The 22,710-nt window shown below is 71.2% G+C and carries 28 protein-coding genes and 1 tRNA gene (1 of these 29 running past the window's edge); 6 read left to right on the top strand and 23 right to left on the bottom strand.

Annotated features, from left to right (window positions below; all coding sequences use genetic code 11):
* Positions 1–80: 80 nt before the first annotated feature.
* From EXW95_RS07550 to EXW95_RS21310, 17 genes are all read right to left on the bottom strand, one after another.
* Positions 81–704: a helix-turn-helix domain-containing protein gene (locus tag EXW95_RS07550; RefSeq protein ID WP_174366929.1), complete on the bottom strand. Its 624-nt coding sequence runs from the start codon at positions 702–704 to the stop codon at positions 81–83.
* Positions 701–2,221 (bottom strand): hypothetical protein, encoded by a 1,521-nt coding sequence (locus EXW95_RS07545; RefSeq protein WP_174366928.1) that lies wholly within the window; start codon positions 2,219–2,221, stop codon positions 701–703. The genes EXW95_RS07550 and EXW95_RS07545 overlap by 4 nt, the downstream gene beginning before the upstream one ends.
* The gene (locus EXW95_RS07540; protein ID WP_174366927.1) at positions 2,214–2,930 is read right to left on the bottom strand and encodes an ATP-binding cassette domain-containing protein; all 717 of its coding nucleotides are present in this window, start codon (positions 2,928–2,930) and stop codon (positions 2,214–2,216) included. The genes EXW95_RS07545 and EXW95_RS07540 overlap by 8 nt, the downstream gene beginning before the upstream one ends.
* Entirely contained in the window at positions 2,917–3,462 is a 546-nt protein-coding gene (locus tag EXW95_RS07535) for a hypothetical protein (protein ID WP_174366926.1), read from the bottom strand. The genes EXW95_RS07540 and EXW95_RS07535 overlap by 14 nt, the downstream gene beginning before the upstream one ends.
* Positions 3,462–4,367 carry a hypothetical protein gene (locus tag EXW95_RS07530; protein ID WP_174366925.1) on the bottom strand — a complete coding sequence of 302 codons (906 nt, stop codon included), beginning with the start codon at positions 4,365–4,367 and terminating at the stop codon, positions 3,462–3,464. The genes EXW95_RS07535 and EXW95_RS07530 overlap by 1 nt, the downstream gene beginning before the upstream one ends.
* Positions 4,364–5,329: a hypothetical protein gene (locus EXW95_RS07525; RefSeq protein ID WP_174366924.1), complete on the bottom strand. Its 966-nt coding sequence runs from the start codon at positions 5,327–5,329 to the stop codon at positions 4,364–4,366. Before EXW95_RS07525 ends, EXW95_RS07530 begins: the two co-directional genes overlap by 4 nt.
* A complete protein-coding gene (locus tag EXW95_RS07520) occupies positions 5,326–8,007 on the bottom strand; it encodes an insulinase family protein (RefSeq protein ID WP_174366923.1) in 2,682 nt (893 codons plus the stop codon). The genes EXW95_RS07525 and EXW95_RS07520 overlap by 4 nt, the downstream gene beginning before the upstream one ends.
* Entirely contained in the window at positions 8,007–8,786 is a 780-nt protein-coding gene (locus tag EXW95_RS07515) for an ABC transporter permease (protein WP_174366922.1), read from the bottom strand. The genes EXW95_RS07520 and EXW95_RS07515 overlap by 1 nt, the downstream gene beginning before the upstream one ends.
* The gene (locus EXW95_RS07510) at positions 8,779–9,711 is read right to left on the bottom strand and encodes an ABC transporter ATP-binding protein (protein ID WP_174366921.1); all 933 of its coding nucleotides are present in this window, start codon (positions 9,709–9,711) and stop codon (positions 8,779–8,781) included. Before EXW95_RS07510 ends, EXW95_RS07515 begins: the two co-directional genes overlap by 8 nt.
* Before the next feature lie 109 nt (positions 9,712–9,820).
* On the bottom strand, positions 9,821–9,949 hold the full coding sequence (locus EXW95_RS21040; protein WP_256435008.1) for a hypothetical protein: 129 nt from the start codon (positions 9,947–9,949) through the stop codon (positions 9,821–9,823).
* Between the two features lie 13 nt (positions 9,950–9,962).
* Complete coding sequence (locus EXW95_RS21035; protein ID WP_256435007.1) at positions 9,963–10,091, bottom strand: hypothetical protein; 129 nt, start codon at positions 10,089–10,091, stop codon at positions 9,963–9,965.
* Between the two features lie 13 nt (positions 10,092–10,104).
* Positions 10,105–10,233, bottom strand: a complete 129-nt coding sequence (locus tag EXW95_RS21030) for a hypothetical protein (RefSeq protein ID WP_256435007.1) — start codon at positions 10,231–10,233, stop codon at positions 10,105–10,107.
* Positions 10,234–10,246: 13 nt separating this feature from the next.
* A complete protein-coding gene (locus EXW95_RS21025) occupies positions 10,247–10,375 on the bottom strand; it encodes a hypothetical protein (RefSeq protein ID WP_256435007.1) in 129 nt (42 codons plus the stop codon).
* Between the two features lie 12 nt (positions 10,376–10,387).
* On the bottom strand, positions 10,388–10,516 hold the full coding sequence (locus EXW95_RS21020) for a hypothetical protein (RefSeq protein WP_256435007.1): 129 nt from the start codon (positions 10,514–10,516) through the stop codon (positions 10,388–10,390).
* An 11-nt stretch (positions 10,517–10,527) separates the two neighbouring features.
* The gene (locus EXW95_RS21015) at positions 10,528–10,656 is read right to left on the bottom strand and encodes a hypothetical protein (protein ID WP_256435007.1); all 129 of its coding nucleotides are present in this window, start codon (positions 10,654–10,656) and stop codon (positions 10,528–10,530) included.
* 88 nt (positions 10,657–10,744) lie between these two features.
* A complete protein-coding gene (locus EXW95_RS21010) occupies positions 10,745–10,870 on the bottom strand; it encodes a hypothetical protein (protein ID WP_256435006.1) in 126 nt (41 codons plus the stop codon).
* A 399-nt stretch (positions 10,871–11,269) separates the two neighbouring features.
* Positions 11,270–11,860 (bottom strand): bacterial transcriptional activator domain-containing protein, encoded by a 591-nt coding sequence (locus EXW95_RS21310; protein ID WP_174366920.1) that lies wholly within the window; start codon positions 11,858–11,860, stop codon positions 11,270–11,272.
* On the opposite strand from EXW95_RS21310, the gene EXW95_RS07500 reads away from it, so the two are divergent.
* Positions 11,825–12,298 (top strand): hypothetical protein, encoded by a 474-nt coding sequence (locus tag EXW95_RS07500; protein ID WP_174366919.1) that lies wholly within the window; start codon positions 11,825–11,827, stop codon positions 12,296–12,298. The genes EXW95_RS21310 and EXW95_RS07500 overlap by 36 nt on opposite strands.
* Here EXW95_RS07500 and EXW95_RS07495 read toward each other — a convergent pair.
* Positions 12,181–14,088 carry an AAA family ATPase gene (locus EXW95_RS07495; RefSeq protein WP_174366918.1) on the bottom strand — a complete coding sequence of 636 codons (1,908 nt, stop codon included), beginning with the start codon at positions 14,086–14,088 and terminating at the stop codon, positions 12,181–12,183. The two genes, EXW95_RS07500 and EXW95_RS07495, sit on opposite strands and share 118 nt — an antisense overlap.
* Positions 14,089–14,396: 308 nt before the next feature.
* Here EXW95_RS07495 and EXW95_RS21005 point away from each other — a divergent pair, with 308 nt between their 5' ends.
* On the top strand, positions 14,397–14,525 hold the full coding sequence (locus tag EXW95_RS21005; RefSeq protein WP_256435005.1) for a hypothetical protein: 129 nt from the start codon (positions 14,397–14,399) through the stop codon (positions 14,523–14,525).
* A 70-nt stretch (positions 14,526–14,595) separates the two neighbouring features.
* On the opposite strand, the gene EXW95_RS07490 is transcribed toward EXW95_RS21005, so the two are convergent.
* The 4 genes from EXW95_RS07490 to EXW95_RS07480 all read right to left on the bottom strand — a co-directional run bounded on the left by EXW95_RS07490 (position 14,596) and on the right by EXW95_RS07480 (position 18,445).
* The gene (locus EXW95_RS07490) at positions 14,596–15,276 is read right to left on the bottom strand and encodes an endonuclease/exonuclease/phosphatase family protein (protein WP_371809968.1); all 681 of its coding nucleotides are present in this window, start codon (positions 15,274–15,276) and stop codon (positions 14,596–14,598) included.
* The gene (locus tag EXW95_RS20540; protein ID WP_254605541.1) at positions 15,273–15,521 is read right to left on the bottom strand and encodes a hypothetical protein; all 249 of its coding nucleotides are present in this window, start codon (positions 15,519–15,521) and stop codon (positions 15,273–15,275) included. The genes EXW95_RS07490 and EXW95_RS20540 overlap by 4 nt, the downstream gene beginning before the upstream one ends.
* A gap of 98 nt (positions 15,522–15,619) precedes the next feature.
* Positions 15,620–17,293, bottom strand: a complete 1,674-nt coding sequence (gene hflX, locus EXW95_RS07485; RefSeq protein ID WP_217449175.1) for a GTPase HflX — start codon at positions 17,291–17,293, stop codon at positions 15,620–15,622.
* A 345-nt stretch (positions 17,294–17,638) separates the two neighbouring features.
* Positions 17,639–18,445, bottom strand: a complete 807-nt coding sequence (locus tag EXW95_RS07480) for an aminoglycoside N(3)-acetyltransferase (RefSeq protein WP_174366916.1) — start codon at positions 18,443–18,445, stop codon at positions 17,639–17,641.
* A gap of 15 nt (positions 18,446–18,460) precedes the next feature.
* Here EXW95_RS07480 and EXW95_RS07475 point away from each other — a divergent pair, with 15 nt between their 5' ends.
* Positions 18,461–18,955 carry a hypothetical protein gene (locus EXW95_RS07475; RefSeq protein WP_174366915.1) on the top strand — a complete coding sequence of 165 codons (495 nt, stop codon included), beginning with the start codon at positions 18,461–18,463 and terminating at the stop codon, positions 18,953–18,955.
* A 47-nt stretch (positions 18,956–19,002) separates the two neighbouring features.
* Here EXW95_RS07475 and EXW95_RS07470 read toward each other — a convergent pair.
* A tRNA-Ser gene (locus EXW95_RS07470) sits at positions 19,003–19,092 on the bottom strand.
* Between the two features lie 327 nt (positions 19,093–19,419).
* Here EXW95_RS07470 and rpsL point away from each other — a divergent pair.
* The 3 genes from rpsL to fusA all read left to right on the top strand — a co-directional run.
* Complete coding sequence (rpsL, locus tag EXW95_RS07465) at positions 19,420–19,821, top strand: 30S ribosomal protein S12 (RefSeq protein WP_046843219.1); 402 nt, start codon at positions 19,420–19,422, stop codon at positions 19,819–19,821.
* 136 nt (positions 19,822–19,957) lie between these two features.
* Positions 19,958–20,428, top strand: a complete 471-nt coding sequence (gene rpsG / locus EXW95_RS07460; protein WP_174366914.1) for a 30S ribosomal protein S7 — start codon at positions 19,958–19,960, stop codon at positions 20,426–20,428.
* Positions 20,429–20,684: 256 nt separating this feature from the next.
* Positions 20,685–22,710, top strand: partial view of an elongation factor G gene (gene fusA / locus EXW95_RS07455; protein WP_174366913.1) — the 5' portion only. It continues 68 nt past the right edge of the window; 2,026 of the gene's 2,094 nt are visible here — the first part of the coding sequence; its start codon is at positions 20,685–20,687; its stop codon lies beyond the right edge, outside the window.

Here is a 22,710-nt window from a genome sequence, read left to right as displayed (position 1 = left end):
GCGGGCTTCATCCGGAACCGACCGGTCCAGCGTTCCCAGCGCCGGACCGGTCGGTGGCAGCCCCGTTCAGGAGGTGCGGGTCATGAGGCGCACAGGCGGCGCTGCGCGAGGCGCATGCGGGCCTGCACCATGCCCCGGCGGACGTCCCCGCCGGGCAGGCGTTCATCGAGCGCCTCGATCAGTTCCAGGTCGTCCGGGAAGCGCGCCACCAGCGTCCACAACGGGTCCAGTTCACCGCACAGCAGCGCCGCCTGCCGGACGCTCTCGTGCAGGTACTCGCGGTACTCGGTGACGGCCGGCGCGTCGGACAGGGGCAGCAACTCGCCGCGGTACAGCTGCGTGGCCTCCCGGATACGGCCCTCCATCAGCAGGTCCTGCACGGCCAGGAAGTCCGCGCCGAGCACCGGGACCAGCCGGTACGGTTTGCTGCTCAGTTCCACCAGTTTCGACAGGCGGTGCACCTCGACTGCCTGGTTCTGCGTGTCGCTCCACTCGCCGTACAGCGCGGCTGACAGCTGCCCGCCCGTCACACCGTTCGGGTTCGTGGCGAGAATCACCAGGATCTCGCAGAAGCGGCGGCGGAGCTTCAGGGTCTGCCCGTCCAGCGTGGCCTGTTCGGCGCCCAGGAACGTCAGGTACAGGCCCGGTGCGCCCGGCGCGGCCGGAACGTGAGGAGTGACGGACTGAAAGGTCAGGGCGGTCATGCGGGTACCTCCGGTGCGTGGGATGGGCGGGGCCAGTGGCGGGCGGCGTGCCCGGCGAGCAGCGCCGCACACAGGGCCAGCGCGCCCACGGTATGGGCGGGATTCAGGATGTCCAGCGCCCCCAGGTGATTGAACGGCCCGAGGTACCACGCCAGGAACAGCAGGCTCTCGCTGGCCGCGTCCCCGACCCGCAGGTCCCGCAGGGTCAGCAGCAGCGCCGCGCCCAGCAGGGCCGCCACGACCAGCGCGCCGCTCAGGTCCGGACGGGTCGGCAGCAGCGTCAGCGCCGCGCCACCCACAGGCAGCAGCAGGGCTGCCAGGGCCGCCGCAGTCCGCAGCAGCGGCAACTGGCCGGAGCGCGCAGTGGTCCCCAGCAGCGCCTCGGTGCCACTGGCGCGGTCCTGGAACACCACGCGCGCCGCCACCGGCACGCCCGCGATCAGGGCCAGCGCCAGGACAGGCGTCGCCGGATTCACGGCGGCCCCCAGGCCCGCCAGGGCCAGACCCAGTGCCGCGAGCGGCACCCAGCGCGGCGCACCCAGCAGCGCCGCGCGCAGGTCCAGCAGGGCCAGCCGCAGCGCCGGGTGGGCAGGCAGCGGCCAGGGCCGCCGGTCACGCACGGTGCGGGGGGCGTGCCGGGCGCGCCCCTCCCCACGGCGCGGATCGAACAGGGCCGCCATGCCGATCAGCGCGGCTGCCAGCAGCAGCGGCAGCCCCCGCTGCGCCAGTTCCGCCGGGGTCCAGGTCAGGCCCGACCAGGGGCGCGGGGTCAGCGGAACCGTGCGGGTCGTGACGCCCACATTCACGCCACTCTGGGCCAGGATGAACGGCGCGGGGACCGGCCCGGTCAGGGCCACGGTCGCCTGCCGCAGCGGCTCCCGCACGCCCAGCAGGTCCGGGACCGGCGCGGGCGCACTCAGGCTCAGGCCCACCAGCGCCGTCCACAGCAGCGTGCCCGCCGCGCCCCGCAGCAGCCGGGCGCGCGGCATCACGGCGTCCAGCAGCGTGCCCAGCGCCGCGACCAGTGCCAGCACCGGGAACGCGATCAGCACGCCCGGCAGCAGCAGCGCCCCCAGGTCCGGCGCGCCCGGCGCCTCGCCGCGGGCAGCCACCACGACCACGCTGCCCAGCAGCACCACGCCCCACAGGGCCCACAGCAACAGCATGTCTGCCGCGGCCCGCGCGCCCAGCAGCGCCACGCGGGCGACCGGCGCGGCGTTCAGCATCGCCAGGGTGCCCGCCGCCGCGTCCCGCTGTGGCGCGCGGCCCGTCAGGAAGAATCCCGCCAGACTGAACGCCAGGGCGCCCAGCACCCCGGTCACCAGTCCGACCCACGCCCAGTCGTACGCGCCACGCTGACCGTTCACGCTGAGGGTCAGGTACGTCGCGTCCGCTGGGGGCAGGTACAGTGCCGCGACGATCACCATGCCCAGCAGCAGTAGCGGCAGGCCCCGCTGGCGCGCCCGCAACCTGACCTCCAGGATCAGGAAGCGCCCCCAGCCCAGCCCGTCAGGCATGGGCGGCTCCCCACGCGCTGGCCGGGGTCACTGTGATCTGCGGCTGCGGTGCGCGGCGTGGCGGGCAGGTCACGCCGGTGATCACGCCGCCGTCCAGGGTCAGGAGGCGGTCGGCGGTCGCGTCCAGATCCTCGCGGATGTGCGTGACGAGCAGCACCGACGCCGTCCGCGCCCGCTCACGCAGCAGCGCCTGGAAGCGCAGGCGTTCCGCGGCGTCCAGGCCCACGCTGGGTTCATCGAGGATCAGCAGCTGCGGGTCACCCAGCAGCGCCTGCGCGATCAGCACGCGCCGCGCCATGCCGCCCGAGAACGATCCCACGGGCCGGTGCGCGTGCGCGCCCAGGTTCACGGCGTCCAGCAACTGAGGAATCTGCGCGTCCACTGCGCGGGCGCTCAGGCGCTTGGCGGCGCCCATGTACTGCAGGAACTCGGTAGGGCTCAGCTGCGGGTACGCGCCGCCCTCCTGCGGGACGTAGCCCAGCACGCGCCGCAGCCGCTCCGGGCGGCGCGTGACGTCCTGCCCGTCCCAGATCAGCTGGCCCGCGCCGGGCCGCTGCAGGGTCACCAGCGTACGGATCAGGGTGCTTTTCCCCGCGCCGTTCGCGCCGACCAGCCCGGTCACGCCCGGAGGCAGGTCCAGCGTCACGCCGCGCAGCGCCTCGGTCCGCCCGAACCGCACCCGCAGGTCCCGGACCTCAAGCGTGGGCACGATGGACCTCCAGCTCGTACGCCGCCAGGGCGCGGGTGATCGCGTGCGTGGCGGGCAGGTGGAAGGCCAGCGCCGCCTCGTGCCGCGCGTACGGCGCGGGCCGCAGCGGGTTCAGGTAGCCGCACGCGCCGTCCGCACGCTGCTGGAACGCCAGGAAATCCGCGACGTCCGCCGCGTGCGGGAGGCCCCAGTGCAGCAGCAGTTCCAGCAGGGCCCCCGCCAGCGGCAGGTCGTTCTCCCGGCAGGCGGCGAAGGCGCAGCCGGGCACGACCACCCCGGCCAGTTCGTCTGGCACGCCGGGAACAGGGGCGGCCAGCGCCGCGCGCACCTGCGCCAGCAGCGCCGCCGGGTCGAGGTCCAGCCACCCGGTGATCGGTACGGGGGGCGCGTCGCCGGTGGGGGGCGTCACGTTCAGCGCGGCGCACTCGACCGTCGCGCGCGCCAGCTGCGCGGCGTCGTCCGGCAGGGGCAGGGTCAGCAGTTCCGCAGCCCAGCGGGCCGCCGCTCCGAAATCAAAGGTCACGACTCGCATCACAGCTCTCTCCTGAAAGGTTCAGTTCCTGAAGGTTCCGTCATGGACGGTGCGGGGGTCCACCGGGCGACCACGGCCAGATTCGCGGCCACCACCGGCCACAGCCAGCGGTCCTGCGCGTCGGGCCGCGCGGCGCGTGCCTGCGCGGCGGCACTCACGGCGCGGCGCAGCAGGTCCGCGCTGGGTGTGCCGCTCAGGGCGTGCGCCAGCGCGTGCTCCGACACGGCCCGCAGCGCGCCCTCGGAATCCGGTTGATCCGGGGCATGCAGGGCGCGCAGGGCATGCACGAGGTTCGCGGCCGTCACGCCCGCCGCCCAGGACGGGACGGCCAGGCCGCCGCTGCGGGCAGCGCGCAGCAGGTAGTTCAGCACGCTGACCTTCTCGTAGCACCACAGCCACGCCGGGGCGTCCGCGCCCAGCGCCGAGTCCCGCGCCACGTCGGTCGGGGCGGGCAGCGGCGCGCGGCCCAGGTCCAGCCCGTCGGCCTGCAGGGCGTGCAGGTGCACGCTCAGGTCCAGCAGGTGCATGGGTGTCCACTCGGCGCGGCTGATCAGCCCGGCGTCCAGCGTGCGCTGCACGGGCCGCAGCGCGCCCGGCAGCCCCGGCCAGTGCCGGTGCCACAGGTGCAGGGTCGGCAGGGCCGGATGCAGCCACTCGGCGTTCGTGAGCAGCAGGTCCTCCCACAGCGGGTGGCGCAGCAGCGCGCCCATCACGCGCTGCAGGCGCGACTCGGGCAGGCTGATCCCGGCGGGCAGGCACAGCAGCGCCCGGCACACCGTCGCCAGCTGCTGCACGTCCCGGCTCGCGTCCGGGCCGAACACCTGCCGGGGCAGCGCGCCCTCCAGCACGTCCAGCCAGTCGCGCCCCGTCAGCGGTTCGGCCCGCAGGGTCGCGGGGGCGCTCATGACGCCACCTCGGCCTTCAGGGGTACGGTCGGCGCAGGCAGCGGGACCTCCAGCGCGGTGGGAAACAGCGCGGGCATCGCCGCGCCCAGCATCACCAGCGTCGTGTGGTAACTCTGCGTGAAGCGGTAATGCCCGGCCGTCTCGCCAGCCGAGTCGTCGCGGGCAGCGCGGTAACTGGGCGCCGGGACCGCCCCGCACGGCAGCTGCAGCGCCGCCAGTCGCGTCCACGCGTACCGTGCGCAGCCGCTGCCGGTGTCGCCGAGGAACGCCAGGCACATCAGCAGTTCGCCGCTCAGGTCCGCGTTGCCCTCGCGCAGCGTCAGGCCCAGCGCGCCGCGCAGCCGGTCGCTCAGGCCCGCCGTGTCCGGCCAGCAGGCGCTCAGGTCCGCCTCGCCCAGGTCTGCCAGGTAGAAGAGGGTGTGCGTCAGCGAGTACAGATCCGAGTCCGTGCAGTGCGCCAGGGGCCGCGCCGCGCCCAGCACCGTGCGCGGCAGGTCCGGCAGCAGCGACCGGGGATCGAAGTGCAGATCGGCCCGCGCCACGCTGTACGCCAGGTCCATCGCGCGGTACGGGGTGCGGCTCACGCTGACCAGTGCCGGCAGGCCCGTCTGCCGGAACCGGCCCAGCAGGCCGTCACGCGGGGCGCGGCCACACAGCGCGTCGAACTCGTCACGCAGCGCGAACACGATCAGCCCCGCCGGGTCCTGCTGCGCGAACGCCGCGAAATCGTACGTGTCGAACGTCCGCGCGCAGAACGCCGCGAGGTCCGCCAGCAGCGGCTCCTGACGGTGCAGCCCCCGGCGCAGGAACGGATTCAGGACGAACACCAGTTCGATGAACGGCTTGACGCGCAGCGAGTGATCCGACACGAACTCGTGGTCCGGATGGAAGGCGTCCAGGTGCGCCGACACCCACGCGAGCGCGCGGCGGAACACCGGCAGCGCCGGATGATCAGTGGTCATGAGGCCCCCAGGGCAAACGCAGAAGAAGAAACGGGAGCCGCGACCGCCCCCAGGTCCGGCGCGGCCTGCGCCGCGAGCCGCGCCAACACCCGCGCCAGATCCTCGGGCGTGACGGTCAGCAGCCCGTCCAGGAACGCCGCGCGGTGCGCCGTGAATCCGAACTGCGCGTCCAGCGCCGCCTGCCGCGCCAGCATGGCCCGCGACCGCAGCGGCAGCACCTGCCGCACGGCACCCAGCCGCGCCGCCTCCAGCGTCTCGCCCCGCAGCTCACCCAGGTACGAGGTCGCCGCGCCGAACACGTCCAGCGTCCGTTCCGGGTGCGGGTCCCGCGCCGAGACCGCCAGCAGGACCCCGGCCTCCGGCAGCGCCCGCACCGTCACCGCGTACGCCCCGCCCTGGGCGCGCACCGGGGCGTGCAGCGCGTCCTGCAGCGCGCGGCCCAGCACCGTGAACGCCGGGGCGTCCGGATGCGCGAACGGCACGGTCGGCCACGCCAGCGCCGCCGATCCCGGCAGCTCCGGCCAGGTGGGCGCGGCACTCAGGGGGCTCAGTGTGCCGCTCGCCTCCAGCGGCAGGCCCACCAGCAGCGGCGACAGCACGTCCGGGAGCGTCCCGGCCGGCCGGTCGGCGACCACCACGCCCCGCAGGTGAGTCCGTGACCACAGCGCCGCGTGCAGCGCGGCCAGAGCGTCCTCCAGCGCCGGGTGCGCAGCCGCCGCGTCCAGCAGGTCGTGACCCAGGGTGCCGTCGCAGGCCTCGCGCACCATGAATCCCGGATTCACCGCCAGCGCCGCGCGCAGCATCCCCAGCGGGGCCGCCTGCGTGGGCCGCAGTGTCCGCAGCTGCGCCGCCCGGTCCCGCAGGAGCTGCCGTGCGTTCGCCGGGACTGGACTCAGGACGGCCCACTCCTGGCCCAGGCGCGCCGTCACGTCCGGCACACGCTCACTCAGGCCGCGGACATTCAGGGTCACGCTCAGGGTCACGCGCGCCGGATCGAGCGGGTCGTGCGTGGTGTCGGCATTCACGCTCCAGGTCGCGCCCAGCGCCTGCACCTCCCGCGTCATGGTCCGGCCCAGCGGACTGCGCCCCAGCAGGTGCAGATACGCCGGAAGCCAGCCCAGCAGCGCGGTGTCAGCCGGCAGGTCCCGGCTGAGGCTGAACTGCGTCAGCGACCCCGGCACCTGCGCCGCCTGCACCGGCACTCCCAGCACCTCGGTGGCGTGCAGGAGCGGCGCGTCCGGCAGGCGCACCCGCTCGGCCAGCGGACGGGCTGCCAGGCGCGCGGCAGTCACCGACGCACCCGAACTCGCCACCGATGCAGCCCCTGCCGGGGTCACGACGCGCGGGGTCGGGTCCGGCGCGACCCGCAGGCACACCACGCTGCGGTGCGGGTTCTCGACCAGCAGGCGCCGCGCCAGGTCGCCCAGGAACCCCGGCAGGTCCGGCAGCGCCTGCAGGGCCTGCGCCGCGCCCGCCAGCGCCTGCGGCAGCGGATCGTGCCCGTGATGCGCCGCGCCCAGCACGTCGAACGACAGCTGCACCCCGTACGGGAAGCCGTGATGCTGCGTGTCCAGCGCGCTCAGCGTGTACCGTCCCAGCGCCGCCCGGACATCCTCCGGTGCCAGGGGGGCACGCAGCACGTCCAGCAGCGCCTCCATCAGCACCGATTCCTCCACGTCCGCCGCGACGCCCGCCGCCAGGACCGGCTGCGCGGTATCCGCGTGAAGACCACTGCCGTCCGCCAGCGTTCCCCCCAGCGCCCGGGCCGCGCGGTGCAGCGGCGCGTCCGGGTGGCCCAGCAGCGCCAGCCCCAGCACGTTCAGGCCCTGCACCTCCAGCGGGGACAGCCCGGCGGGCAGCGCCCAGCAGGCCAGCGTCTGCGCGCTGCCCGGGTGCGTGACCGTCAGCTCCGACCGGCCCGTCGACACGGGCACCGGGAAGGGGGCCGCCACGCCGCGCGGCAGGTCCCGCAGCACCTCACTCACGCGCCGCGTCACCTCGCCCAGCGGCAGCGATCCGTACGCGAACACCGTCAGGTTCGCCGGGACGTAGTACCGCGCGTGGTACGCCCGGACGTCCTCCACACTCAGGTCCGGCAGGGCCTGCGGCGTGCCGCCCGACGCCCACGCGTACGCCGAATCCGGGAACAGCGCCGCGCCCGTCGCCTCCCGCAGCCGCCGCGCCGGGTGCGCGTACGCGCCGCTCATCTCGTTCAGGATCACGCCCCCCAGCGTCCCGTCCGGCTGCGCCCGCCACGCCTCCTGCCGGAAGGCCCCGTCCTCCAGCAGCGGGTGAAAGGTGGCGTCCAGCAGGAACTCCAGCGTGCCCAGCAGGTCCTCGGGGACCGTCCCGGACGCCGTGAACGCCGTCCAGTCACGCGTGGTGCTGGCGTTCAGGTAATCCAGCAGCTGCCAGCGCTGCCACGCCTGGAACGCGTCCCGCGCCGGGAACCGCCGTGAGCCCATCAGCACCAGGTGCTCCAGGACATGCGGGTGCCCCGCGTCACTCAGGGGCGGCGTGCGGAACGACACGCTCAGCGTGCTGCTCTCGTCCGGCGCGGCGACATGCAGCAGCCGCGCGCCACTCTCGTGCCGGTACTCGCCGAGCGAACCGCCCAGCACCGGCAGCGCCCGCAGCCGCTCCAGCCGGAACCCGTGCAGGTCAGCCGTGACCGTCATCAGTAGCTCCCCAGCAGGCCACGCGTGCGCACCGCGCGGTCCGCGCGGCGGAACACCTGCACGCCCAGCGCGAACCACAGCGCCCCGCTGATCAGCATCACCGCCGCGCCCGCCAGGCCCGGCGCGCTGCCGTCCACCATCACGGCCCGCACGCCCGCCGCGCCCGGCACCATCGGCAGCAGCGACAGCAGCGGAAACAGGCCCGGCGCCGTCTTCTCGAACGGCGTCATCACCACGAACAGCAGCCCGAAGTTCGCCAGGTTCAGCAGCTGCTGAATCCGCTTGGCGCCCAGCGCCATCGCCCCGAACATGAACGCCAGCCCGAACGCCCCCATCAGCGCCGACGCGACCGGCACGATCAGCCAGGGGCTCAGGTGCAGCCGCGTGCCCGTCACCAGACAGATGACGCTCAGCACCGCCGCGTTCATCAGGACCGTCCACACGACCCGCGTCAGGCTGCGCAGCACGAACACCCGCGTCAGTCCGAACCGTGACAGGCACACCTGTTCCAGCGTGCCGGTCTGCGCCTCGTTCTGCGCGTCCATGCTCACGTCCGCCAGCACGAACAGAATCAGCGACCACAGCACGTACCCCACGACCACGCTGTCCAGCCGGTCCCCGAAACTGCTCATGCCCGACACGTACCGCGTGCTGAAGAACAACCCCAGGAACACCAGCGTCAGGCCCAGCATGCTGCCCACCGTGTTCCCCACGTACCGGCGCATCAGGATCACCGACCGCACCCACTCCGCCTGAAAGAGCCGCAGCGCGTCACGCATACGCCACCTCCGACTCGTGGTTCACGCGCAGGAACACGTCCGCCAGGTCCACCTCGCTGGGCGCCACCGCCCGCAACTCCAGTGGCCGCAGGATGTCCAGCACCTCGTACAGCAGCGCGCCCGGCCCGAAGTACGACAGGCGCCCCGGCTCCAGTTCCTCCACGCTCATGCCCCGCAGCGCAGACCGCTGCCCGTCCGTCAGCAGGCCCTCGTGGCGCAGTTCGTACCCGCTGCCGCTGTACGCGCGCAGCAGTTCCCGCGTGGGCTGTTCGGTCACCACCTGCCCCCGCCGCATGATCACCACCCGGTCCGAGAGTTTCTGCGCCACGTCCAGCTGATGCGTCGTGAGCAGCACCGCGCAGCCCCGCGCGACCAGCGACCGCACCAGCGCCTGCATGTCCAGCGTCGCCTGCACGTCCAGGCCCAGCGTCGGCTCGTCCAGCAGCAGCAGCTGCGGCTCCGGCAGCACCGCCAGCGCGATCGCCAGTTTCTGCTGCATGCCGCGCGACAGGCGCTGCACCTGCACGTCCCGCTTCTCGGTCAGCCCGAACTCCTCGAGCAGGCCCGGCGCGCGGCGGCGCACCTCGGCGCGCGTCAGGCCGCGCAGCACCCCGAAGTACTCGAAGTTCTCCTGCACGCTCAGCGTCCAGTACGTGTTGCGGTTCCCCTCCAGCACCGCCCCGATCCGTTCCAGCACCCGCGCGTCCGCGTGCGGGTCCCCGCCGCACACCCGCACCGAGCCGCTGTCCGGGCGGATCAGGCCGGTCAGCATCTTCAGCGTCGTGGTTTTCCCCGCGCCGTTCGCACCCAGGAACGCCACCACCTCGCCCGCGCGGCAGGTCAGACTCACGCCCTGCACCGCTTCGACCACCTGTTTCCCCGACCGGTACGACTTCCTCAGCTCCGTCGCCTGCAGTACGTCCATGTCATCCCCCTCCTGTGGGTCACGCGCACCGTACGCAGGGCCGGGAGAAAGCCCGGAGAAACAGGAACACCCCCCGGCAGCAGGCCAGGGGGTGCAGTCAGGAAGCGAATTACAGCACTTCAGTCGTCAGCAGGCTGTCGAAGGCGGGTTGTTCGTCGTTGGCGATGACGAGGACGTAACCGGTGAGGGCGAGGACGGCGACGCCGTCGAGTTCGTTCTGGGCAGTGAAGTTGGTCATGTGCAGGTCTCCTTTATTTGATGTCGGCGGCGATGAGGGAGTCGAAGGCGGGCTGTTCGTCGTTGGCGATGACGAGGACGTAACCGGTGAGGGCGAGGACGGCGACGCCGTCGAGTTCGTTCTGGGCAGTGAAGTTGGTCATGTGCAGGTCTCCTTTATTTGATGTCGGCGGCGATGAGGGAGTCGAAGGCGGGCTGTTCGTCGTTGGCGATGACGAGGACGTAACCGGTGAGGGCGAGGACGGCGACGCCGTCGAGTTCGTTCTGGGCAGTGAAGTTGGTCATGTGCAGGTCTCCTTTATTTGATGTCGGCGGCGATGAGGGAGTCGAAGGCGGGCTGTTCGTCGTTGGCGATGACGAGGACGTAACCGGTGAGGGCGAGGACGGCGACGCCGTCGAGTTCGTTCTGGGCAGTGAAGTTGGTCATGTCAGGTCTCCTTTATTTGATGTCGGCGGCGATGAGGGAGTCGAAGGCGGGCTGTTCGTCGTTGGCGATGACGAGGACGTAACCGGTGAGGGCGAGGACGGCGACGCCGTCGAGTTCGTTCTGGGCAGTGAAGTTGGTCATGTCAGGTCTCCTTATTTGATGTCGGCGGCGATGAGGGAGTCGAAGGCGGGTTGTTCGTCGTTGGCGATGACGAGGACGTAGCCGGTGAGGGCGAGGACGGCGACGCCGTCGAGTTCGTTCTGAGCAGTGAAGTTGGTCATGTGCAGTTCTCCTGGTGGGGGCGGGCCTGGGGGCCCAGGTCGAGGTCGAGGGGCAGGAAGGTGTGGACGTTTTCGGGGAACGCGGGGATCATTCGACGGTGCTTTCCAGGTATCCCTGGAATCCCTCGGAGGCTGCCGAGTCGTTGGGCAGGATGAACCGGAATCCGGTCAGGACGAAGACGGCGAGTTGGTCGGTGGTGTCGTGTTCCTTCATGGGGTGTCCTCCGTGGGTCGTCCGGGTGCGCCTGGGCGTCTCCCTTTCGTTGGTATGAGTATGCGAGGGCGGTATTTGCCCGCACCTGACGACGTTTTTCCTGTGGGTGACCGCCTGATTGCGCGGACCTTACATCGCCTCGCTGGGGGCGGCCGGTGGATCAGCCGTGGTCTGTGGACCCGGTGGCGTCATACGGATTCCGTCTGTTTCGTTAACAACCCGGAACCACACCGGGTTGCCAACTCCACGCCCGGAACCCGTGTTTCTCCTGCTCGCTCTGCTGCGCAGCTCTCCGAGTCCGCTCGGGTTGAAAGATTTTGCAAACCTTTCAACCGGAGTCCGTATCACCCTGCCTGGCGCACCGGTCGCAGCGCGCCGCTGCGCGGTGCTGCGCTGCGGTCAGGTTGGGGCGTAGCGGTCGCGCAGGGTGGCGCCGGGGCGGGTGCCCAGTTCGCGGTCCAGCATGCGGGCGTATTCCTGGTAGGTGCCGCGTGCGCCGACGGGGTCCCCGGCGCGTTCGTGGGCGTCCAGCAGGGCCAGGTAGGTCCCCTCGTGCAGCGGATCGAGGCGCAGGAGGTGCCGGGCGGTCGCGGCCGCTTCCGGCAGGTCCACCTGCGTCATCAGGCGCAGCCCGACGGTCTGGGCGGCGCTCAGCAGGCGTTCGCGGGTCGCCTCGGCCCACTCGCCTTCCAGGGTGGGCATGAACGGCGTGGCGTGACCGTGCAGGGCGCGGCGCAGCGTGTCGGGGTCCGTGCTGTGTTCGGCGTTCAGGAGGCTGGCGGCGTCGCTGCTGACGTTCAGTGTGGGGGCCAGGGCGTACAGGTTGTTCTCGAAGGGCAGGGGGTTGAAGGGCAGGTGGTCCTGCAGCGCGGCGCGCAGTTTCCGGATGCTGAGCTTCGCGTAGTTCACGACGCGGGTTTCACTGGAGCCGTCCCAGAGGTCCCGGATGATGTCATGGCGGCTGGCTTGGCCGGTCAGGGCGAGGTACACGAGCAGTTCGGCGGCTCGGCTGAACGGCAGGTGCAGCGGCGCGCCGTTCAGCGTGGCGTGCAGCCCCCCGCAGGTGTGCAGGTGCAGGTCGGCGCCGGCGGGTGTGGGTGGGCCGGGCGTGGTGGCGGGGACGCTGGCGCGCAGGGTCGTGGCGTGCGCGCGGCGCAGGTGGCCGGGCAGGGTGTCGGGGATGGGCTGGGCGGCCCGCGCGGCGCGGTGGGCCTGCCGGAGGTCGTGCTGGTCGGGCGGCGCGTCACGCCAGTGGGTGTCGGCCTGATCGTCCAGTCCCTGCGCGAAGGCCAGGACGCCCCGCGCGAAGTTCAGTGCAGCGCGCAGCGGCTGGTCGGTGGGGGGAGGTTCGCGGCGGCGGCGTCCAGCGCGGCGTGCGCGTCGCTGAACGCCCCGAGTTGCGTCAGGGCGTGGGCGCGGCCCAGTTGAATGCGGGTGACGAGGGGTGCCAGGTGCCGGTCCTGTGCGGCGCGCAGGGCGTGGGTGTAGGCGTGCTCGGCGCCGCTGAAGTCGGCGTTCCACAGCAGCAGGTCCGCCTGGGTTTCCAGGTACACGACGCGCAGGTCCGGCATGCTGTCGCCGATCAGGTGCAGCGCGCGGGTGACCAGCCCCTGCGCTTCCTCGTGCGCGCCGGCCTGGGCGCGCAGGATCGCCAGGTCGTTCAGGCACACGGCGATCTGCTGGTGGCTGTGCATGGATTCGTACAGGTCCAGTGCGCTGCGCAGGTGCTGTTCACTGAGGACCGGGTCGCGCAGGTCCTCGTACACGGTGTGCAGCGTGAAGTACGTCCCGGCCCATTCCAGTGGGTGCAGGGCCTGCGAGGTGTCGAGCAGCACCTCGGCGCGGGCGGCGGCCTCCTGGGGCTGGCCCAGGCGCAGCAGCGCCGCGACCTCCAGTCGCGCGGCGTCCGCCTTCTGCGAGCGGGTGCGGGCGTGCCGGGCCAGGAGTCGCGCGTAGTGCAGTTGCATGTGCCGGTCCCCGCGTCGGTGCGCGGCGTGCGCCAGGGCGCGCAGGGCGTCGGGTTCCAGTTCGCGTTCCAGCAGCGTGGCGGCCAGCGTTTCGCCGTCCTGTACGCGGTCGGTGCGGATCAGGGCCAGGGCCAGCGCCGCTTCCAGGGGTGGGGGGAGCGGCTGCCAGCGGCGCAGTGATTCCAGGGTGGACAGCACCGACGGGTAGTCGATGCGCCACAGGTACTCGCCGCACAGCCGGGCCGCGAGGTGCTGTGCGGGGTCGGCGTGCCCGCCGCGTTCGTACAGCTGCAGGGCCAGCAGCGGCTCTCCGCGCGTCTCGGCGTGCTCGGCGGCCCGTCGGTACAGCTGCGCGGCCCGTTCCGGCGTGCGGTTCAGTTCCTCCCGCAGGACGTCCTGCACGGCCCGAAGCGGCGCGTACCGGTCCGGGGCGACGGGGGTCAGGGGCAGCCCGGCGTCCTGCACGGTCTGAATCCAGCCGTCCGGGAGGGTCAGTCCGGCCTCGCGGGCGCCGCTCTCACTCCATTCTTCCAGGGTGGCCGCCTCGGGCAGCGCGGCGCGGACGGGGCCGGGCAGGCGGTGCAGCAGGTCCCGCACGAGATCCAGCGGGGAGAAGGTGCCGTGCGCGTCGGCGGCCAGCAGGGCCAGTCCGGCGGGCCAGCCGCTCAGGCCGCGCGTGACGGTCGGGTCTGGTGGGGGGGCGCCGCGCCGCGTGAAGTACTGCTGGGTTTCGTGCGCCGTGAACTGCAACTGGTCCCCGCTGATGAGCAGCAGGCGTTCGGCCATGAACGCGGTGGGCAGTGGCAGGGCGGGGCGGCGGGGCGCGGCGGCCAGTACGCGGTGTCCCTCGTGCAGTTCGTTCAGGAAGTCCGCCAGCCACCGTAGCGTGGCGGTGTGCGCGAGGTGCAGGTGATCGAGGACCAGTAGCGCGTGCTCGTCCAGGGTGTTCAGGGCGCGGGCGCAGCTGCGGGCGTCCATGAATTCCGGGGGGCCGTCCGGCAGCGGCGTGTCCGGGAAGGTCTCCTGCAGGGCGCGGAGCAGGCGCGTGTTGAACACGGCCGGGTCGTGGTCGTCGGGGGTCAGGCTCAGCCACGCGGCCCGGCGGTCCTCCTGTCGCGCGCACTGGGCCATCAGTGCGGTCTTCCCGAATCCGGAGGGTGCGACCAGCAGGACCAGGGTGGCCTCGCTGCCCTCGATGTGGTCCAGGAGTGCGGTGCGGTGGAGTTCGTGACGCAGGGGACGGGGAATCAAGTCGGCACTCCGGGAGGCTCAGCGGGTCGACAACTGCGGAAGGGACGGTGAACGGATGAGGAAGCAGTGAATTAAGTGTACACCCGTTCATCAGAAAGGCGTCAGGTTCCGCCGGAGCCCAGCGGAGAGGGTCGGGCGGTGCGCCATCCGCGCGCCGAGCAGCAGGTCAGGTGCCCGCGTGCAGAAGTCCGGGAGAGGGGGGAGCAGGGCGGAGAAGCTGCCGGTCACGGAGTACACCGGGCGTTTCTCCCGTCCTTCTCCGGGGTGTTCTTACGCTCTGTTCACTTCAAGCACAGGAGGAACACCACATGCGTCTGATCACTGTTCTGCTGGCCCTGCTCGCCCTCACCCCCATCGCCCAGGCCGAAGGCACCACCGCCACCACGCAGGGGGGCGTCGTGATCATCCTGCCTGCACCGCTCCCCTGCGGCTGCTGATTCAGTGAGGTCAGAAACGTGGGCACCCGGACCACATCCGGGTGCCCACGCTCCGCGCTGCACGCATCCCTCAGGGCTGACGCACCTGCGGAGGCACGCCGTACTCGACCAGCAGTGGCCGGTGATCGCTGAGGGTCCACGGCAGGACCTGCGCCCGCGTGGGGCTCAGGTCCCGGCCCAGCAGGTGGTCGATACGCAGGTGCAGTGAGGGGAAGGTCCAGCCCGGTCCGCGCCCGGCGAGGTCGTGGGCGTCCGGGCCGAACGCGGCCCGCAGGTCGCGGTACGCCTGCCCGCGCGGCGGGGTGTTCAGGTCGCCGCCCAGCAGCAGTCGCCCCGGCGTGCGCGCCGCGACGCTGTGCAGCAGCTCGACCTGGGCGCTGCGGGCGTCCCGCGTGCGCCGCACCCGCGCCAGATCGCCGCTCACGACGGAACTGACCTGCACGGTGCCCAGGTGGGCGTTCACGACCGTCAGCGTCTGCCCCTGCCAGTCCAGGCGTGTGATCAGCAGGTCGCGGCGGTTGCCGGGCAGGCGTTCCGAACGGCTGTCCAGCAGCGGCAGTCGGGTGAACGTCATGACCTCCTGCGCGCGCACGGCGCGGTAGCCGGGCAGGGCGGCCCGCAGCCGCGCCTCGAAGGTGAGGTCGTGGAAGCGGGCTTCCTGCAGCAGAATCACGTCGGCGTTCAGGGCGCGCAGGGCTGAACCCAGTTCGGCCGGGGAGGTGCGTGCGCCGCCCAGCACGTTGAAGGTCACGACCCGCAGCGGGCCCGCCAGTGGAGGAAGCCCGCACCCCACGCGGCCAGCGCCACACCCCGCCCCTGGCGACGCCACGCCGCCCAGGCCAGCGCGGGCAGGCACAACAGGACCCACAGCAGCGGCGGGGCGTACGCGAGCATCAGGGTCGGCAGCGTCCGCTCGCCGATCAGCTCACCCAGTCCCCAGCCGAGTGCCACGAGGATCAGCGTCAGGGTCGGCAGGGCAGGCAGGTGGGCACGCACACGGCGCAGTGTGCCGCGCATGGCCGCGCCGCGCGTCCACACAAAAGGGGAGGGGGTGGACGCCCCACGACGCCCACCCCCTCTGCTGAACAGGTCCGTTAGCGGTACTGCGCGGCCAGCGCGCGGGCTTCCTCCTGGCGGGCCAGTTCGGCGCGCTGCACGCCCGACACGGCGTCCGCCAGGGCCTCCTTCAGTTCGGCCAGCCCGCGGTTCTTCAGGGCGCTGACGGCAATGCCGCCCGTGCGTTCCAGTTCGCGGTCCAGCGCCTCCGGGTCGGCCGCGTCGGCCTTGTTCAGCGCCACGACGGTCGGCATGTCGCGGAAGCCCAGGTCCTCCAGGATGCGGTTCACGGCGTCCAGGCGGGTGTCAGCGCCGGGGCTGGCGGCGTCCACGACGTGCAGCAGCACGTCCGCGTCCCCGATTTCCTCCAGCGTGGACCGGAAGGCGCGGGTCAGGTCCTTGGGCAGGTCGCGGATGAAGCCCACCGTGTCGGTCAGGACGACCGGCCCGATGCCCTCCAGGTACCCCTGGCGACTGGTGGGGCGCAGCGTGGCGAACAGCTTGTTCTCCGCGAGGACGCGGCGGGGTTCCTCGGCGGCGTGCGTGAACGCGTTCAGCAGCGTGCTCTTCCCGGCGTTCGTGTACCCCACGATGCTGATCACGGGCACGGCGTTGCGTTCGCGGCCCTTGCGGCGTTCCTCGCGGCGCTGCGCCACGCCTTCCAGTTGCTTCTCCAGGAAGCTCAGGCGGTCGTTGATGCGGCGGCGGTCCAGCTCCAGCTTCGTCTCGCCGGGCCCGCGCGTGCCGATCGCACCGCCGCCCGCGCTGCCCCCGCCCCCGCCGATGCGCGACAGGGCCGCCCCCGCGCCCAGCAGGCGGGGTTTCATGTAGCGCAGTTGCGCCAGTTCCACCTGCAGGCGCGACTCCACACCCTGCGCGTGCAGCGCAAAGATGTCCAGGATCAGCTGCGTCCGGTCGATGATCTTCAGGCCGGTCGCGGCCTCGATCTCGCGCGCCTGGGCCGGGCCGAGTTCCTGCCCGAAGATCAGCAGGTCCGCGTCCAGGTGGTACGCGCGGCTGGTCAACTCTTCCAGTTTCCCCGCGCCGACCAGCGTGCCGGGCTTCAGGTTGCGGCGGAACACCAGTTCGCGGTGCACGACCTCCGCCCCGGCGGTGCGGGCCAGTTCGGCCAGCTCGTCGAGGCGGTCCTCCGCGTCGAATTCACCCTGGTCGATCTGCACCAGAATGGCGCGCTCGTGATCCTTCCTCGCCACGCGCGTGCGGGCCGCGCGGGCAATCTCCTCCTCCAGCGCCTGCACCTGCGCGCCCAGGTCGAACTCGTCGATCTGGAAGGCGGGCACGGGCGGCAGGATGCGCCAGTCCTCCTCCTCCCCGACCGTGCCGGGCGGCGTCAGGTGCGCCGTGTGCACCAGCCCCGGCTGACCCTCGTTCCGGACCTCGATGGCCGACACGGCGTCCAGGCGCTTCAGGAACAGCGTGGAGAGGTCGCCCTTGCTCAGCGCCCCGCCGCGCGGGTGAGTGTGCAGCAGGTGGAAGCCGCTCAGGCGGTTCTCGCCCATGCGCAGGTCCGGGAACTCGGTCCCCTTGGCGTCCGCCACGCTGACGGAGATCACGCGGCCCCGCCGGTCGATCAGGACGCCCACCTCGCGGCGCACGTCGTTCGACAGTTCCGCGAGGTTCCGCGCGAGTTCCGGCGAACCCACCCGGCCCGGCTCGATCCGGCGGCGGTACAGGTTCCCGAGGGCCTTCATCTGCGCCGGGCGGAGGCCCGACGTGTTGCCATGCACTTTATCGATAGCTGGTCACTTCCTTGAATACGCGCCCCACCCGCCGCGCAGGCGGCCGGACGGGGGAGAGAGGTGAAGGGCACACTGCCGGGCCGTCAGCAGCCCCGCCCAGCCTTCACGCTGGAACTGGGGGCGCGGCCATGCCTGCATTGACGTCATGTTACCGCCGCAGGGCGCAGGCAAACGTGTGGGTTCACTTGAAGATCTTGATCATCGTGCCCCCAGGGTACGCGGCAGGCGAGAGGGGGCGCATCGGCCACCTGACGTAGCGGGTTGATGGTTGATAGGAGAAGGAAAAGACCCCACGGCCTACTCACCGCTCCCCCTCTCGCGCCAGTACCCCGTGGCGAAGTCCACCAGGGCGCGTTGCGACATGAGTTTCGCGGTCGCGGAGCCCACCACGCCCACGGTGACCGCGCCGGTCGCCCCGAACGCGGCCTTGACGGGCGGGAAGGCCTGCTCGTGGTAGTCCGGCTCGTCGAAGGTCAGCCAGTGCCGCTCGCCCCCGACCGTGACCGGCCCGCTGAAGGGCACGGTGGGCCGCTGCCCGGCCCGCACCTCTGCCAGATGCAGACTGGTGTTCACCTCGGTGCCCAGCAGCAGCACCCGGCCATTCAGGTCATACACGCGGGCCAGGGGCGAGCCCTCACCCAGCGAGAACGCCAGCGGGTGATCCGCCGTGACCGACTCGGCGTGGCGGCCCCACGCGGCAAAGGAACTGTGCGGGTGATCGCTGCGCCGCGCGCCCGGCCAGGTCCGCAGCGTCTCCGCGACACGGCCCATGCCCCGGCTGGGCGTCACCGCCGGATCAAAGGCGGGCAGCTCGGCGCGGATGACCGGCCACCACGTCTCGGGCACCCTCGTCCGGCCCCACCCGGCCGGGTCGGTCAGGTTCAGCGTGAAGGTCGGCACGACCAGGGTGCCCTGCGGCCCGACCGCGTCCTGAAGCGCCTGCACGACGGCTGCCGCGCCGCCCGCCACCCAGCCCAGACGGCTGAGGCTGGCGTGCACGATCAGCGTGTCGCCCGGCTGCACGCCCAGGCGGCGCAGGTCGCCCGCCAGGGTCGCGCGGGTGCGCGGCGTGTCCGTCCGGGCAATGATCTCGGCCTCACTCATGAGGTTCCTTGCTGCATGCCCGCAGCGTATCCACGCGGGCTGGGAACGCGCATCGGCCAGGGCGCGTACTGGGCGGCGATGTCGGACCTGCTGCGTGAAACCCTGCGTGAGGTGCTCTACGGCCCGGACGGCCTGTCGGGCCTGTTCAGCGCGCCCGGCGACGGCCTGCTCCGCGCCGCGCACGCCCTGACCCTGGACGACCTGCGCGCCGCCCCCGGCCTGGCCGGGCGGGTCATGGCGCTGCGGCACACGCTGGAACTCACCGCGTTGCGCCTCGCCGACCCACACGCGCTCCTCAGCGACCCGACCGATCCGCAGGGATGGCAGCCGCCGGGCGCGCAGGCGTGGCGGGATGAACTCGTGAACCTCGCCCGCGCCGGGCAGGCGCTGTATGACGCGCTGTTCCTGCCCCTCTCTGCTGCCGCGCAGCGCGAAGCCCACGGGGCGGTGCTGTACGCCGCGCGGGAGGCGGCGCTCCTGCAGCACTGGCGCGGCCTGCGGTCAGATTGACGGTGGGAATGAAGAACCCCCAGGCGTTGACCTGGGGGCTTTCTGTCTGGCGAAGAGGGTGGGATTCGAACCCACGGTAGCCTTGCGACTACTTCGGTTTTCGAGACCGACCCATTCAACCACTCTGGCACCTCTCCGCACCTGATGATTGCCTGAACGGGCGACGGGGAGCATAGCACGCCCTCCCGGCGGCGCGCTACTCCCGGCGCTTCACGCCCCGCTTGCACTTGCCTGCAGGGAAGGCGTATGCTTTCAAGGTTGAAAACTGCCCCGGTACCGGGTTGCACCAGGGGGGTTTTTCGGCATGCCACCACCGGCGCGCGCAGCCCAGTGTGGTGCGTGATCACCTCCAAGCCCGCACGAGTCAACCCAGTGCCGCCCCGTACGCGTGGGTGGCCACCCGCCCCCCGGCCCGCGCCGCCACCCGGCGCGCTGCGGCCGAACCAGATGAGGAGTGATTTCCCCTGCCTACTACCCAGCAACTGCTCCGTAAGGGTCGTAAGACGATCCAGAAGAAGAGCAAGGTCCCTGCCCTGAAGGGCAGCCCCTTCCGCCGCGGCGTGTGCACGGTCGTCAAGACCACCACCCCCAAGAAGCCGAACTCCGCGCTTCGTAAGATCGCCCGCGTGCGTCTGTCCAGCGCCTTCGAAGTCACCGCGTACATCCCCGGTGAAGGCCACAACCTGCAGGAGCACAGCGTCGTGCTGATCCGCGGCGGCCGTGTGAAGGACCTTCCCGGTGTGCGTTACCACATCGTGCGCGGCAGCCTCGACACCCAGGGCGTCAAGGACCGCAACAAGAGCCGTTCCAAGTACGGCACCAAGAAGCCCAAGGCCGGCGCTGCCGCGGGCGCGAAGAAGAAGTAAGGCCGCCGCGCCGCACCCCGGCGCACGCCCGAACCCATCCCCCACAGGGGTGATGCCAATGAAGCAGCATATTCGCGCCTGAAGTGCGCGCGCTCACCCCACCGCGCGTGGGGCCTGAGCCTCAAGGGAGTCAACCATGGCACGTCGCCGCCAAGCTGAAGTGCGCGTCATCCAGCCCGACCTGGTCTACCAGGACGTTCTGGTGAGCGCTTTGATCAACCGCATCATGCGTGATGGTAAGAAGAACCTCGCCAGCCGCATCTTCTACGGAGCCATGAAGCTCGTCCAGGAGCGCACCGGCCAGGAGTCCCTGAAGATCTTCCGCCAGGCGTACGACAACGTCAAACCCCGCGTGGAAGTCCGCAGCCGCCGCGTGGGCGGCAGCACCTACCAGGTGCCCGTCGAGCCCAGCGAGCGCCGCAAGCAGAGCCTGACCCTGCGCTGGCTGATCAACGCCGTGGACAGCCGTCCCGAGCGCACCGCCGTCGAGCGCCTCGCCGGCGAGATCATGGACGCCGCCCAGGGCCGTGGCGGCGCCATCAAGAAGAAAGACGACGTGGAGCGCATGGCGGAAGCCAACCGCGCCTACGCGCACTACCGCTGGTAATCCCCGGTTGATGGCCCCCAGTGGCCATCCAACCCGAGCGGAGCGAGCAGGGACGACCGCACCGTTCGTGAAGTGAAGCCGCAAGTCGGTGCATTGTCCGACTGGCGGCGGAACAGAATGAACGGTGCGGCCCGGATACACCCGGCAAGCCGCGATCACCGGACGGTAGGTTCGCCCTGCCGTCCATGTCGCGTGAAGCGAAATCCAGCGCATCTGACGGTGACGAGACACGTCACCCGCCACAATAGGGAGTCTTATGACCACCAAAGCCCAGCAGTACCTCACCCACTTCCGTAACATCGGGATTGCCGCGCACATCGACGCCGGTAAGACCACCACCACCGAGCGCATCCTGTACTACACCGGCCGTACCCACAACATCGGTGAAGTGCACGACGGCGCCGCCACCATGGACTGGATGGAGCAGGAGCGCGAGCGCGGCATCACCATCACGGCGGCCGCCACGACCGCCAAGTGGAAGCGCAGCGGCACCGACCAGGAATACGTCGTGAACATCATCGACACCCCCGGTCACGTGGACTTCACGATCGAAGTGGAGCGTTCCATGCGCGTGCTCGACGGCGCCGTCGCCGTGTTCGACAGCAGCCAGGGCGTGGAGCCCCAGAGCGAGACCGTGTGGCGTCAGGCCGACCGTTACGGCGTGCCCCGCATCGCGTTCAGCAACAAGATGGACAAGACCGGCGCCAGCTTCGAGCTGGTGCTGAACGACATCAAGGAGCGCCTCGGTGCCGTCGCCGCGCCCGTCCAGTACCCCATGGGTGCCGAGAACGAGTTCAAGGGCATCATCGACATCGTGCGTCAGCGCGCCCACTTCTACACCAACGACCTGGGCACCGACATCGAGGAGACCGACATCCCGGCCGAGTACCTCGACAAGGTCGCCGAGATGCGCGCCCAGCTGATCGAAGCGGCCGCTGAAGTCGACGAAGACCTGATGATGATGTACCTCGAAGGCGAGGAACCCAGCGTGGAGCAGCTCGTGGCCGCCCTGCGTAAGGGCACCATCGAGAAGCGCATCTTCCCTGTGCTCTGCGGCAGCGCCCTGAAGAACAAGGGTGTGCAGCTGCTCCTCGACGCCGTCATCGACTACCTGCCCAGCCCCCTGGAAGTGCCCGCCATCAAGGGCAAGGTCGAGGACAGCGAGGACACCATCGAGTTCCCCGCCGATCCCGAAGGCAAGCTGGCCGCGCTGGCGTTCAAGATCATGGCTGACCCCTACGTGGGCCGCCTGACCTTCGTGCGCATCTACTCGGGCACCCTGCAGTCCGGCAGCTACGTGTACAACGCCAGCAAGGAGAAGCGCGAGCGCGTCGGCCGTCTGCTGAAGATGCACGCCAACAGCCGCGAGGAAGTCACCGAACTGAAGGCCGGGGAACTCGGCGCCGTGATCGGCCTGAAGGACGCCGGCACCGGCAACACCCTGATCGGCGACGGCGACGACAAGGTCCTGCTGGAGAGCATCGACGTGCCCGAGCCCGTCATCAAGCTCGCCATCGAGCCCAAGACCAAGGCCGACCAGGAGAAGATGGGCATCGGCCTGCAGAAGCTCGCCGAAGAGGATCCCACCTTCAAGGTCGAAACCGACCAGGAAAGCGGCCAGACCACCATCGCCGGGATGGGCGAACTTCACCTGGAAATCCTGGTGGACCGCCTGAAGCGCGAGTACAAGGTCGACGCGAACGTCGGCGCACCCCAGGTGGCCTACCGTGAAACCATCACCAAGCAGGTCGAGGTGGACAGCAAGTTCGCCCGCCAGTCCGGTGGTCGCGGTCAGTACGGTCACGTCAAACTGCGCGTCGAGCCCCTGGAACCCGGCGCGGGCTTCATCTTCGAGAACGCCGTCGTCGGCGGCACCGTGCCCAAGGAGTACATCGGGCCGGCCCAGAAGGGCATCGAGGAAGCCATGCAGAGCGGCCCCATGCTGGGCTTCCCCGTGGTCGACCTGAAAGTCACCATCTACGACGGCAGCTACCACGAAGTCGACTCCAGCGAAATGGCGTTCAAGATCGCCGGTTCGATGGGTCTGAAGGAAGCCGTCCAGAAGGGCAGCCCCGCCATCCTGGAACCCGTCATGCGCGTCGAGGTGACCACCCCCGAGGACTACATGGGTGACATCATCGGCGACCTGAACAGCCGCCGTGGCCAGATCCAGGGCATGGAAGCCCGCGGCAACGCGCAGATCGTGAAGGCCTTCGTGCCCCTGAGCGAGATGTTCGGCTACGCGACCGACATGCGTTCCAAGACGCAGGGCCGCGCCAGCT

This window comes from Deinococcus sp. JMULE3, from assembly GCF_013337115.1.
In the GTDB taxonomy this organism is placed as follows: Bacteria; Deinococcota; Deinococci; order Deinococcales; family Deinococcaceae; genus Deinococcus.
This window is presented reverse-complemented; position numbering and strand designations above follow the sequence as displayed.